At 61.3% G+C, this 12,672-nt stretch carries 14 protein-coding genes; 13 read left to right on the forward strand and 1 reads right to left on the reverse strand.

From position 1 onward, the window contains the following. The first annotated feature begins 34 nt into the window (after positions 1 to 34). From HV675_RS15670 to HV675_RS15685, 4 genes are read left to right on the forward strand one after another with little or no spacing between them, the layout of a single operon-like run. Entirely contained in the window at positions 35 to 262 is a 228-nt protein-coding gene (locus tag HV675_RS15670; protein ID WP_175111838.1) for a hypothetical protein, read from the forward strand. Continuing rightward, complete coding sequence (locus tag HV675_RS15675; RefSeq protein WP_175111839.1) at positions 228 to 680, forward strand: hypothetical protein; 453 nt, start codon at positions 228 to 230, stop codon at positions 678 to 680. Before HV675_RS15670 ends, HV675_RS15675 begins: the two co-directional genes overlap by 35 nt. Beyond that, on the forward strand, positions 673 to 1,029 hold the full coding sequence (locus HV675_RS15680) for a hypothetical protein (protein WP_246270307.1): 357 nt from the start codon (positions 673 to 675) through the stop codon (positions 1,027 to 1,029). Before HV675_RS15675 ends, HV675_RS15680 begins: the two co-directional genes overlap by 8 nt. After that, positions 1,026 to 3,800, forward strand: coding sequence for a DUF927 domain-containing protein (locus tag HV675_RS15685; protein ID WP_175111840.1), 2,775 nt, complete (start codon positions 1,026 to 1,028; stop codon positions 3,798 to 3,800). Before HV675_RS15680 ends, HV675_RS15685 begins: the two co-directional genes overlap by 4 nt. Before the next feature lie 319 nt (positions 3,801 to 4,119). Here HV675_RS15685 and HV675_RS15690 read toward each other — a convergent pair whose 3' ends face one another. Next, positions 4,120 to 5,229, reverse strand: a complete 1,110-nt coding sequence (locus HV675_RS15690) for a S1 family serine peptidase (protein ID WP_175111841.1) — start codon at positions 5,227 to 5,229, stop codon at positions 4,120 to 4,122. Between the two features lie 180 nt (positions 5,230 to 5,409). On the opposite strand from HV675_RS15690, the gene HV675_RS15695 reads away from it, so the two are divergent. From HV675_RS15695 to HV675_RS15735, 9 genes are all read left to right on the forward strand, one after another. Continuing rightward, the gene (locus HV675_RS15695) at positions 5,410 to 5,958 is read left to right on the forward strand and encodes a hypothetical protein (protein ID WP_175111842.1); all 549 of its coding nucleotides are present in this window, start codon (positions 5,410 to 5,412) and stop codon (positions 5,956 to 5,958) included. 380 nt (positions 5,959 to 6,338) lie between these two features. Further along, positions 6,339 to 7,349, forward strand: a complete 1,011-nt coding sequence (locus HV675_RS15700; RefSeq protein WP_175111843.1) for a hypothetical protein — start codon at positions 6,339 to 6,341, stop codon at positions 7,347 to 7,349. Positions 7,350 to 7,410: 61 nt separating this feature from the next. Continuing rightward, complete coding sequence (locus HV675_RS15705) at positions 7,411 to 7,575, forward strand: hypothetical protein (RefSeq protein WP_175111844.1); 165 nt, start codon at positions 7,411 to 7,413, stop codon at positions 7,573 to 7,575. Further along, a complete protein-coding gene (locus HV675_RS15710; RefSeq protein ID WP_175111845.1) occupies positions 7,575 to 9,170 on the forward strand; it encodes a hypothetical protein in 1,596 nt (531 codons plus the stop codon). The genes HV675_RS15705 and HV675_RS15710 overlap by 1 nt, the downstream gene beginning before the upstream one ends. After that, positions 9,170 to 9,394: a hypothetical protein gene (locus tag HV675_RS15715; RefSeq protein WP_175111846.1), complete on the forward strand. Its 225-nt coding sequence runs from the start codon at positions 9,170 to 9,172 to the stop codon at positions 9,392 to 9,394. Before HV675_RS15710 ends, HV675_RS15715 begins: the two co-directional genes overlap by 1 nt. 34 nt (positions 9,395 to 9,428) lie before the next feature. After that, the gene (locus tag HV675_RS15720; RefSeq protein ID WP_175111847.1) at positions 9,429 to 10,448 is read left to right on the forward strand and encodes a tyrosine-type recombinase/integrase; all 1,020 of its coding nucleotides are present in this window, start codon (positions 9,429 to 9,431) and stop codon (positions 10,446 to 10,448) included. Positions 10,449 to 10,836: 388 nt separating this feature from the next. Continuing rightward, on the forward strand, positions 10,837 to 11,265 hold the full coding sequence (locus tag HV675_RS15725) for a hypothetical protein (protein ID WP_175111848.1): 429 nt from the start codon (positions 10,837 to 10,839) through the stop codon (positions 11,263 to 11,265). Next, on the forward strand, positions 11,252 to 11,830 hold the full coding sequence (locus HV675_RS15730; protein ID WP_175111849.1) for a hypothetical protein: 579 nt from the start codon (positions 11,252 to 11,254) through the stop codon (positions 11,828 to 11,830). Before HV675_RS15725 ends, HV675_RS15730 begins: the two co-directional genes overlap by 14 nt. 141 nt (positions 11,831 to 11,971) lie before the next feature. Next, entirely contained in the window at positions 11,972 to 12,625 is a 654-nt protein-coding gene (locus HV675_RS15735) for a head decoration protein (RefSeq protein ID WP_175111850.1), read from the forward strand. Positions 12,626 to 12,672 lie beyond the last annotated feature (47 nt).

Here is a 12,672-nt window from a genome sequence, read left to right on the forward strand (position 1 = left end):
AACGAACACCAAAACGCTGCTCGAGCTTCGGGAATTGATCGAAGAGGTTCGGACGGCGGCGCTCGACCGCTTTGCAGACACCGCAGCACTTGGCGAAGCGATCAATAGTCTTGCGGAAAACAAGGGCGCTTTCGTGTGCCGTCTCGCGCGTATCAGCGTGTATCTGGCGAACGACGGCGCGAGCGAGATCGAGGCCCAACTCGCCGAGATCGTGCGGCGCATCGACATTGCTGTTGAACGGCCGGAGGCTGGACGTGAATAACGAACAAAACTTTCTCGAGAGCGACAGCATTGCGTCGCTGTTCGACAACGCATCACGAAAGGCTGGCGAGCTCGGCGAGCTGAATGCCGAGCCGATGATGCGCGTGCTCGACCATGCATATGTAGTCGGGCGCGGCGTCGCCGAGGTGCTGCGCATGCACCGCTTGAACTGGATCCGCGGCGACCTGTACGCCGACCGTGAAGGCGGTAAAGCAATGGAGCCACCTCTGAGCGACGGTCATATGGGCGCGCTGCTCGAGCTCGCCCGCGTCGCATCCGATCTGGTGGTCGACGAGATCGAGCACATCGCCGATTGGACCAACCAGCATAGCGTGCCGGCACGCAGCGAGCGCGGTGTCGCGCGTAGCGGGTCGGATAGCCGTCGAGCCAGTGCTGTTGTGGAGGAAGCCATTGGTTAATCGAACTTCAACCACGTCGGATGGCCTTCGGTCGGGGATTGACCTCGGTGGCGGCGAGGTCACAACGCCGGCCGACTATCTGTTGATGGCCGGGTTTCTCGTATATGAGGCGCCGCGCGCGCCGGCAACTGCGCGCCTCGCTGCGCGGCGCATTCTCACCGCAGTCTTGCGCGCCGCGACCGCACGCGGCTTTCCGAATTCGGACGTCCTCGAGACTCTGCTGGCGAACGGCACGAAGTCGCCGCGTGTGTATCAGCTTGCTGTCGACGCGGCCGCCGCCGTCGGCGACGTGCAGACTTTTGTCGAAATTCTGCGGCACGCAGGCCTGTCGACGGAGGGCGAACTGTGAATGCAGTTGTCGACGAGCGTCAACGGATCCAGTCTGCCCTTTCATTCATCCCGCCGGACATCGAGCGCGACACGTGGGTGCGTATTGCGATGGCGATCAAGAGCGAACTCGGGGACGACGGCTTCGAGATTTTCGACGTATGGAGCTCGGAAGGATCGACCTACAAGGCTGCGGCGGCGCGCACGACATGGAAGTCTGTCAAATCGGGCGGCGGCGTCACCATCGGCACGCTCTACGCGATCGCGAAGGAATACGGCTATGACCCGGGCCAGCATAAAGCCCCGGTGATCGACAGTTCCGAAATCGAGCGGCGGCGCGCGCGTCGGGAGGCCTCAGCGTCGGCTGAAACGGAAAAGCGCCAAAGGGCCGCGAAGAATGCCGCGGCGATCGCAACGGAGATCTGGTCCAAAGCTGGCAACGCGCGCGACGATCATCCATATCTCATGAGCAAGGGCCTCGAAGCGATTGGCACGCTGCGCGAAATCGACGTCGACAAGCTGGCAGCGCTGATTGGTTACCGTCCCGCATCTCTGGGAAAAGAGCTCGGGGGCCGGGTTCTGATCGCTCCTGTACACATAGCCGGGGAGCTCTCGACGGTCGAAATGATCGACGGTGCGGGCAGGAAGGCCGCGCTGTCGTTCGGTGTGAAGTCGGGCGGTTGCTGGATTGCGGCCAAGCCGACGAAGGCCTCAAAACGCATTCTGATTGGTGAAGGGTGCGCCACGGTGCTGTCTGCGCATCGATGCACCGGCGACGCGGCCGTCGCGGCGTTGTCCTGCGGCAACCTCAAGAAAGTGGCTGAATCAATCCGCAAGAGCTTCCCAGATGTGCCGATCGTCGTGCTCGCGGACATCGGCAACGGTCAGGAGAAGGCGCTGCAGGCCGCACAGGCCGTCGGCGGCGCGGTGGCACTGCCTGATTTCGGTCCCGATCACCTGGGCGATATGACGGACTTCAATGACCTGCACCAGCTGCGCGGCGAAGAGGCGGTGAAGCGCACCATCGAGTCGGCCACCACGGTCGACATGGGTGCACAGCACGCCGATCTTCGATCGGAAGTGAGTGGGTTCCCGAGTCTCGAGGAGCGGCCGTGCTATCGCGTGTACGAGGGCTGGCAGGAGATCGCCGGCCGGAAGGTGAAGCCGGGGGTGTACTGGCATGGCACCAAGGCCGAAAAGAATGATGCGCCGCCTGTGCTGATCGACAAGTGGATCTCGACCCCACTCCACGTGCTGGCCACGACCAGCAATGGCGAGGATGCCGAGTACGGCCGACTCCTCAAGATCTGGTCGCCGGCTGGGAGATGGAAGCCTTGGGCTGTGCCGATGGCGGCGTTTGCTGGGGACGGAAGCGAAGTCCGGAGCGTCCTGCTCAGCGAAGGGTTGGTGTTTGATATGAACGACAAGAACGCGATCCTACGCTACATCACTGCCCAGATCCCAGAAAGGAGGATGCGCGCGGCGAGTGTGACGGGCTGGAGTGGCGATGCCTTCGTGCTGCCGGATGCAGTAATTGGCGCCGACGACATCTGGTTTCAAGCATCAGGCCGCACCGCGCCATATGCGGTGGCGGGCACATTCGACGAATGGCGTGAGCTCGCCATGCTCGCCGTCGGCAATCCGCTCCTGATGTTAGCGTTTTCGGCGGCGCTCGCTGGGCCGCTGCTCGGTCCACTGAACGTCGAAGGCGGCGGCGCGCACCTTTACGGAGATTCCTCGTCGGGCAAGACGACCGCGCTGCATGCCGCGGTGAGCGTCTGGGGCGGTCCGCAGTTCAAGCGGACATGGCGGGCGACCGCGAATGGCCTCGAGGGAGCCGGCTCGCTTCATTCCGATACGTTGCTGGCGCTGGACGAGCTCGGTGAAATTGACCCCAAAGGGCTCTACGAGGCTGCCTATGCGCTCATTAACGGTACGGGGAAGACGCGGGCCAACCGCCACGGTGAAGCGCGTCAGGCGAGTCGCTGGCGTGTCTTCCTGCTGTCGACGGGCGAGCTGACAATCTCGGCACGTATGAGCGCCGGCGGCATTGAGTCGAAGGCCGGACAGGAACTGCGGATTCTCGATGTCCCCGTGCAGGGAAAATATGGGCTGTTTGACGATCTGCACGGTCGCGCAACGGGCGCCGCACTGTCCGACGAGGTACGAAACATCGCTGCGCGGCACTACGGCCATGCCGGGCCACGCTTCGTCGAGGCGCTGGTTCAGGCCCAGCGCGAAGGAATGCAGCTATCCGACGAACTGCGGCCGATTCTCGATGACTTTGGCGTCGAGGGCCAGGAGCGCCGCGCGGCCCGTACATTCGCGATTTGCGGGCTCGCCGGCGAGTTGGCGGCGCGGTGGGAGATTGCCCTATGGAAGCCCGGTGTCGCGATCGCAGCGGCGCACCATGCGTTCAATCTTTGGCGACGACAGCGCAGCGGTAACGGGCTCGGAGCTGAACACGCCGCGATACTGCGCGCCGTGTCCGATTTCATCGACCGCCATGGCAGTGCGCGCTTCTCGAACCGCGACGGGAGCGCCGAAATCATCCGCGATCGCGCAGGCTGGTGGGAGCAGGACGGCGACCGACGACTGTATTTATTCACGTCAGGTGCGTTGCGGGAGGCCACGAAGGGGTACGACATCAATCGCGTAGTGCGCGCGCTCAGGGAGGCAGGCGCAGTGCTGAATCTCGATGATAAGGGCCATCCCAAGACTGTCTGGATTGCCGACGAGAAGGACTCGAAGCGACTTTACCGCATTACTTCTACCAAGCTCGCGTGCGATTGATGAAGCTTTGAAGATGATATTCCTATGTCATGCATGTCATTTGTGTCAGATCCTTGTGCATCAATGCTTTTGCGCCTGACATGAATTGCATATCGCATGTCATTTATGTCAGGAACCCGGAAACCTGACGCGACAGACATGACTGTAACGGCTCATGTCAGCTCTGAAACCGTTGCTGGATAAGGACCTGACGCGCCCGACACGTCTGACACGCTTTGGAATGTATGTGGGTATGCCTACATTGAAACTGCTCGGCTCCTCGTACGAGCACTCATCCATAGGAAGGCCTCTCATGCACATTGCACGAGAGGCTGCTTTTTTATGAGGCCTGTTTCGCCGAAAGAGCGCCGAGCTTGCGACGAGCCGCGTCAAGGATTCTTTCGCGGACATCTGAAGGGTCCGCCCTGCCGTGCAGAGCTTCCATAACGCTTTGCAAGAAGTACTCTCTCGGAGCTTCCCATTCGACCATCTTCTCGGCGAATCCGGCATCCGTATGCCACGATTGCTCAATCACGGCCTCGATTTCGCTTGCATACGCTTCAAGCGATTCCGATGGTGATGCTGGAACCCCGGCGTCAATGATTTCATCGGCAGCGGTCCGCTGCCAGACCGTGCCGATCTGTGCCTCAAACAGATCGGCTTTGCCAACACGGCTCGTATAGATGCCATGGAAAATGGTCGTGGGGGTGCCTACCTGAATGGCGCCCCCATTCATTGTTAGTCCCGTTCGATTGTACGAAACGACAGGTGCCCCAGACATCCCTTCACGGGATGCGCAGTCGACAAGAAAGTGCTTTACCCGCGTGCCGGATTGCGGGGATGAAGCGACCGTCGCGCGTTTCCAAAGCGGCTGTCCGAAGAGATCAGAAAGCGCGCGTGGATATCCCATGATGAACAAATCGTCGCCGAGCCATAGATCGGGAAATGACTGCGGTTGTGCATAACTTGATTCAACGTCCTGAATGCATTCGACGTCGCTCGTCATCCCATTGGCAGAAATGGGTCCTCTTGGCAACCACGTCATCTTTGCAACCCCGCCGTTTGATACCTGCATTTCTATTTGGTACGGGATGCCCACATCGAAGGGTATTGCGGCTACGTCAACCCGCGGAAAGGCCTGGGCATGCACAAGGTAGGTCGGCGTGTCATTGACTTCGAGAGGAATGGTAAACGGCAGTCTCGAATAGCCATATGTCTTTCCGTTCAGATCTGTCCGGCAGCTGACCGTCGCAACCACGGTATCGGGAAACGCCAGGACGCTACTGATCGGTTTCATCGTGATGGCGTGTCGTCCAGACAGGTTGTGCCACGCAGTGACAATGAAGACCTTTCCGTTCCTGCTATACAGAATACCGGTTCCCACCGACAGTTCGTGTTCGCCACGTCTCATCGAGAGGTGTACGACTGCGTTTGACGGGTCCAAAGCCATGAAGATGTTCCTCAGTGAGGGCTGCGCTAGGCAGGCGTTGAGCATTCGTTCGAACTTGGACGTTGTATACGATCCCGTCGGCATGCACAATATCTCGGTCGCGCCTAGCCCGGCCAGGCGAAAGGCGGGCTACCCGGGCCCGCTGGCGCGATCCTCGACCGGGATGCTACGGGAGCATCAATGAGTCGTTTCTACAAAAGGCGGGAAGCCGCGGATCTGGCCGCGCTCGAGCTCGAGCCGAACGACGCTGATCGACGGCGTGCTATAGCCGACAATTTTTTCGGCGAGCTTTACGATGCTCTCAACGATGGGCGAGTCGTCGGCCGCGATCCCGAAAATCTGCGACAGATCCGCCCAGGTTGTCTGCTCGCGGCGATTGCCTTTGGCGGCGCGCTAATCGCCGCGGTGGATGTGAATTCGTGGTTATCGGCATCCGGCTATGCCGTTAGTTTGCCAGTCGACGAGGTGACGTCCGTACCTCTAGGCCACCTGTCCGACGAACAAATCCTTCGGGAAGTTGAGGAGCTAAAAAACGCAGGGGGTAACAGGAAGGGGCGCCACAACAAGCAAGTCGCGGAGAAGTACGGCATCACGGTAAGTCAGGTCAAGTATCGGTGCAAAAGAGCGACCCAAAATGCGGAAAAACAGAGGCTGAAGAATCTTCGTATTGCAATCGCGTCCTCAGCCATCTTCCCCGCCACCCCGGCAAATGGTTTGTCCAGCAGCTAGGATGAATTCTCTCGATGATGCGGCAAAGGCTTGCCCGTAAAGGCACGCAATTGTCCGGTTTCATGTCCAGCTACCTCCCGTCATCCTGTTGTCACCCACCGGAGCTTTCGAGTACTTCGCTCGAGCCGGCTGGAGGAGAACACTGTGAAGAATCGATCGAAGCGCGCTACACATCAATCGTTTGGTCATCTGGCCGGTCACGGGGCCGCTATCGCTAACGCTGCAAGACTACAGACTGTCGCGGATGGCTGGGAACGTGCGTTTGCTGAAGCGGCCGATCCGCATCTGCGTCGACGTCGGCAGAACGCTGCTGCGAAGCCGCATGCCGGTTGGGATGCTGCATTTCGGCGCGCAAGCGGCGGTTGACCGGGAATACTGCCATGAGGATCTACAAGGCAGTAAGTGACCTGCCGGTTGAGCTGCGGATTCTTCTCGATGAGATCAAACGTGCCCTCGACTCACGTGCAGATGCGGACCGGGCCGCGATCGCGAACAGGGACGCAATCGCGGCCGGCGAGCTCCGTATCGCTGAACTCGAGGCAGCATCGAAAGAGCTCGACGCACGCGCCGTCATGGCAGAGGCAAAGGCGGCCGGCGATATCAGCCTGAAAAGCGACGCTGGGAAGGCAGCGAAAGCGGCCGATAAAGCTGCTGCCGATCTCGCGGATGTGCGACGGATCCACGAGAGGCGCGTTGCGGCGGTTGAACACCTGCATGCAGAAGCCCGAGCGATTGACGAAACGATTTCCAGCCTGAAAAAGCGGCTTCAGACGGATATGCGGGCCTATTGCAATCAGATCCTATGCGCGGCTAACGAGGATCTCATCGAGGCTTGTTCGCCGCTGATTCCCGTTATCCAGGCGGTGGCCGCCGTGAACGGGATGATGCCCAACGGTGGCCTCGCGCGCGACTGGCTCGACTGCGCCAAGCTGATCAGCCCGGTTGACTATCGCTCTGATCACCTCTCGGGCCACGTCCGTGTGCACGGCACCGATCTGCTTGCCGGCGATGGCTCGTTGCCGGATCTGCCGGTTGGCGCTGCAACCGCGATACAGGAGATCGTTTCCATTTCGAAGGCGCTCAGCCAGCATAAGAATTTTCAACTGCCGAAGGCGCTGCAGCCGGAAGCGCCACCGAGATCGGCGGCTGATCAGCGGAGATATGACGAGCAAGCCAAGCGCATTCGCCTCGCGGAAGAGGAATTCGACCGGCGTCAGGAGCGCGCGAAAGAACCATCGAAAGAGCGCGGTTACACCCACCGCGTCGGCGGCTCCCACACTTCGCGTGCCAGCGAGGTCAACGTAATGCATGCATCCGGCCCGCTCGCTGACGACTGGAGCCAACTCGATGGGGGCGCACCGAGCAAACATACCGGTCGAGGCACGCCGTAAACGGCAATCAACAATGGCAGCAATCCACAACCGGCGCTACCGCGCACTACGGAGAAGCGGAATGAAACCTGAAGACGAAGCGCCGGAGCTCGAGACGAGCAATGCCGCGACCAAGGACATCAAACAGCCGCCATTCGCATTCGGTGCGAGTGGCTTTGGTCAGGCGTTCGGCATCACGCAACACGACATGTCCGCAAACGAACAACTGAAGGAAGGTGAAGAATAATGGATCGATTGATTGCCTCGAACTCGGTCCCGCTTGCGCAAGCGGATACCGCTCCAGCAAGCGGGACTCCGCAATATGCGACCGACGGTAACCCAGCGGCCGCTATTCCCGCAACCCTGTGGCCGGCCTATGCGTTCAATGCACTACAGGACGAGATTTACAACGTCATCGTCGCCGCGGGCCTGACACCGAATCGCAACGCGTGGAACCAGCTTCTGGCTGCAATCCAGGCGATGTTGCAGAATTCGTTGAATACGTACGACGGCTTTGTTAGTCATTCGACCAGTACGGCGCTTGCGGCCTCGGACATCGGCCCGCTGATTGGTGCGACTAACGTCACGCTCACGTTGATGGCGCTGAGCACGCTCACCAATGGTGAGTCGCTCTCGATCATCAGCACGGCAGGCGCTGGGGGCGCCACAACTATTAACACAAGTGGCACTGACAAGATCCAGATGGGATCGGCGTCGCTTTCCACGATCAGCGTTCCGTCCGGGCAAGCAGTCAGGCTGACGCGCGCCTCGTCCTCAACCTGGCTTGCCGAAGGCCTCGCGGTTGGCGCGAACATTCCACTCATCATTGCCGCGGCGACCGCGAATAATCATGCGGTTCAGTTGGGGCAGCTGATGGCTTTGCTTGGCGGCTATAGCGCCATAGCACCGTTCAATACGAGTTCGCCGATCACCAACGCAGTTGTCAATCAGATCGTCGAATGGACGGGCGCGGTTGGCACGCTGACGCTTGCAGATGCATCGACGTTCAGCGTTGGCGAGAAGGTGCGTATCTCGAATCTCGGCACCGGGATGCTGACTGTTGCGGTGGCTTCGGGCGATTCGATCCAGTTCGGCCCGTCGAGCGTTACCACGATGACGGTGCCGCCGGGTCTTGATCTCGAACTCACCGTTCACAGCGCAAATCAATGGGACGCAACCGGCGGTAGCTGCCTGCCTAGCGGTGTGCTGATCAAGATGACGTCGATCGACTTCACAGGCACGTGGACGCCTGATCCGCGCACGAAGGCTATCTACGGAAAAATGACTGGCGGCGGCGGAGCGGGCGGCTCTAGTCCAGTTACCGGAAGCGGACAGATTGCGATGGGCGGCGGCGGCGGGTCGGGCGCATGGTGCGAGTTCTATATGCAGAATCCCGGCGTTCAGTCTGTCAGCATCGGGTCGGGCGGCACGCCTACATCGGGTTCAACTGGCGGCACTGGTGGCGCGACGCAGTTTAGCGGCATGTCGTGCCCCGGTGGAACTGGCGGCCCTGCTAGTGGCGCAGTTACCTTTACTGGTGCTGCGCCATATGCGGGCAAAGGCAATGGCGGCGCGCTGCCCGCGAACGTTACCGGCATGATTGCTGCGGGCTCGGGACAGGACGGCGGATTCGGCGTTGCATGGAGCATTCAATCGTTGACTAGCGGATATGGCGGACAGGGAATTTTCCCTGCCGGCGGCGGCTCGGTTAACGGTTCGGCGGGTCAACCAGGCGTTGGCGCCGGTTGCGGCGGCTCAGGCGCCGGCATTGGGCAGTCAACGGCCGCGAACCTTGGCGGCGCTGGCAATAAGGGGAAACTTATTATTTGGGAGTACATGTAATGACGCGCGAAGTCGATCTGATTCTAATCAAGGACGGCACTGTGTATAACGTCGCTGCGTTCGATGCCGATGGTTACATGCCGTCTCAAACTCAACCTGATCCGACATGGGGCTACTACGTCGAACGCACAGAGGACCTCGCATTGGTCTGCGCGGGTTGGTCTGCGACGCAGGCTGCCGATGGGTCGTGGTCGTTTGCGGCACCTGCTGCTCCGGCCAGTTGAGACGCTGAGTAACCGATATGCGGGACATCGCCTGATGCGAAAGGATGTTTCCCTGTTCCGTGTCGGCAAGGTCTGGCACTACCGGTTCTCCATCGACAAGAAGCGTACGCAACGATCGACGCGCGAATCAGCACATGCTCGCGCGATCGTTGTCGCTGAGCGCGCCTATCGGGCGGCATCACTGCAGTCGAGATGCGGCCGCGTAGTTCCAACGTTGCGCGAACTGGCGGGCTTATGGCTTGCCGCAACCGAGCTGACCGCCAGTGCGTCGCATCGCGCCGGTATCGAGACATTCGGCCGCCTGCACCTCGGCGTCCTCGCCGAGGTCCGCATTGACCAACTGACGACCGAGCTCGTCGAAAGTGCGCGCAATGAGCATCTGCAGACCCATGCCCCGAGCTCGGCGAACCACTGGTCGCGCAAGGTTCGTCTGTTATGTCGCTGGGCGATGCATCGAGGCTTTATTGTCGAGATCCCCTTCAAGGTCCGCATGCTGAAGGTCCAACGCAAGCCGCGGGCGACGTTGCCAATCGACCTGTCGCGCCAGTGGCTCGAAGCGCTCGATGGCGTCGCCTCAGAACCCGTGCGCATCGCCGTCCGGCTGATGTTCGGCATGGGGCTGCGCGAGTCTGAGGCCGGCAGCGCGCGGTGGGAATGGCTCGACGCGGTTCGACAGACCTACACGCCCGGCCAGACCAAGGGGCGGGAGGCCGATCCAGTGCCCGTTCCTGGTTGGCTGATGGACTATTTGCGGCCGCTGCGTAAGCCCGCAGGCTTGATCGTCTCGCATGCCGATGGCGGTCCATTCGCCCGTGGCTTCACCCGCGTTGCCATCAAAGCGGCGAGTGCTCGAACAGGCATCGGAAACATCACCCCGCACCGGCTACGTGGCACTTTCGCGACGCTGCTTAGCGAACACGGTGCGCCGGTCCAGACGATTCAGCGTGTCTTGCGCCATAAAGACGTCCGCACAACGCTCGGATACCTCGAATCCGACCTGTCACATGCTGCCCATGCACAGGCCCGGATCGCTGAACAAGGTGGTCTGCAATGACGGCGCGGTCAGTGGCGAACGAGTGGCGAGAAAACCGCGCACAGGCGTTTGCAGCAATGCGCCTGCCTTTATCGGGAGTTGTGCAGTGTGGCACGGCGCGCCGGCCTTGGACGGCCCGAATGCGTTGTAAAAAGCTCCAAAACTTGTCGCGTCAGGGAGCGTCGAAAGGCGATGAATCAGGTAACAATTTCATCGGGCTCCGCGCCATGATGGTGCGGGTCCTTCCGGGAGAGCCCAAAGACACGGGCACTGCGCGCGCTCGTTTCTCCCGTTCTTCTGATCAAAAAAAACACCTGACAAGTCGGGGCAAAACCGTTGTAAGGAATGACGGAATGAATTTTCCAGAATCGCGGCAGACGCCCGCGCCGCAAAGCAGGGAGGCAACGGCATGCAACCCGTAACGCGCGCCGACGGTGTAACGCCAGGACTTACAAGTCGGCCCTCAAAAAGCGGCGAAATCGTCGACAAAAAGCAGCTGTGCGAGCGCCTCGGATGGTCACGTCCGAAGCTCGACCGGCGCCTGCGCACTGATGAAAATTTCCCGGTGCTGTGGCGCAGCAATCGGAGCGGCCCGTGGCAGTTCGACCTCGATGCGGTGGTCGCGCATCTGGAGGCCGCTGGCGAATCGGCCGAGCGACGCTGGATGCCGGCAGCGGGCAGTCGCGCCGGCATGCCTGACGATGTCTCGGGCGAACTGCGGCGCGAGCTCTCCGAGATGCGGGCGTTGCGACAGGCAGTCGAGGCGCTGCTCATGCAACTGGGCGCTGGCGCAAAGGTCGGCAGCGCGGTTGCAGAGGAGCCACATGGCGACCGGTGAATCGTCCGGATCGTCGGCCTCGCAGGTCGGCAAAAGCGCGCTGTGCAGGTTGCTCGGCTGGTCGAGGCCGAAGCTGGATCTACGGCTCGAGACCGATGCCGTCTTTCCGGTGTTGCAGCGGGGCGCGCAGGGCGGTGGCTGGCGGTTCGATCCCGCGGCGGTGCTCGACTACCTGCAGGGCGACATCGGCCTCGAGCAGGGGATGCCGCGCGAACCGGGCCACGCGTGCGATGACGCTGCGTCCGCGGCAAGGCAACGACCGGCAGTCACGCACGCGGGCGAACATTCTGCGCGCCAGCGGCGCGATGTAGTTCAGGCCGAGATACTCGAGGAGAAGCTACGCCGCGATCGCGGAGAGCTCGTGCTGACGAAGGACGTGAGGCACATCACCACAATCATGTTGACGCACATCGGGAAGCGACTCGACCAGCTGGGCGACGACCTGTGTGCTCGCTTCGCCGCGGCCGACGCCGGCGGCGTTGCCGCGATACGAAGCGTGATCAACGAGCTGCAGGCCAGCGCACGGCGGGATGTCGGCAGCTTCTTTGAGGACCGTTCGCCCTAGATGTTCGATGCATCCCCCGGCCGGCGGTGGGGAAAAACACCGGCAGCAGGCGATGAAGCGTAAGCGGATGCTCACTGGGAGCCCTACCAGCTCGTTCCGCGCCAGGCGCCTGCCCCCTTCAATCCCATGCGGAGTTTTGCAATGCCTACGATTCTCACAGAAGCACGTCACGATGCTGGTTTTCTTGTTTCGGAAGCACGCGGGCATCGATCGCGCGATCGCGCGACCCTGAGCGGTGGCGCAAAGATGAATGCCGGCCAGGTCCTCGGCCGTAAGGGCGGCGGCACGGTCACCGCCGCGGCCAAAGCCGGCAATTCTGGCAATGGCGTTTTCACGCTCGACGCCATCACGCCGCTGGTGGCCAACGCGCAGCTCGGTGTCTACGTGGTGCGCTGCACGGTGGCCGCGGTGAACGGTGGTACGTTCCGCGTTTTCGATCCGAGTGGCGATGTACTCGGCGATGTCGCGGTCGGCACCACGTTCAACGATCAGATCAAGTTTTTTATCGGGGATGGCTCCACGGACTTTGTTGTCGGAGACGAGTTCGACGTGACCGTGTCCGCACTATCGAACGCATATATCCCGCTGAACCTCGCGGCCACAGATGGTTCGCAGATCGCCGTCGCGCTCTCGTTTGCGAATGTTGACGTCACCGCGGCTGATCAGCCCGGCACGATCGTGTCGCGCGATGCTGAGGTGAACGGTTCGGAGCTCTTCTGGCCGACCGGCGCCACGGCCGCACAGATCTCCGAAGGCGTCACGCAGCTCGAGGCAGTCGGCATCATCATTCGCTGAGAGCGGCTGGCACACGCACTCGTCCGATTGTCGATTCGCATGACCGT

Origin of the sequence: Paraburkholderia solisilvae, assembly GCF_902859875.1 — a bacterium.
Lineage (GTDB): Bacteria > Pseudomonadota > Gammaproteobacteria > Burkholderiales > Burkholderiaceae > Paraburkholderia > Paraburkholderia solisilvae.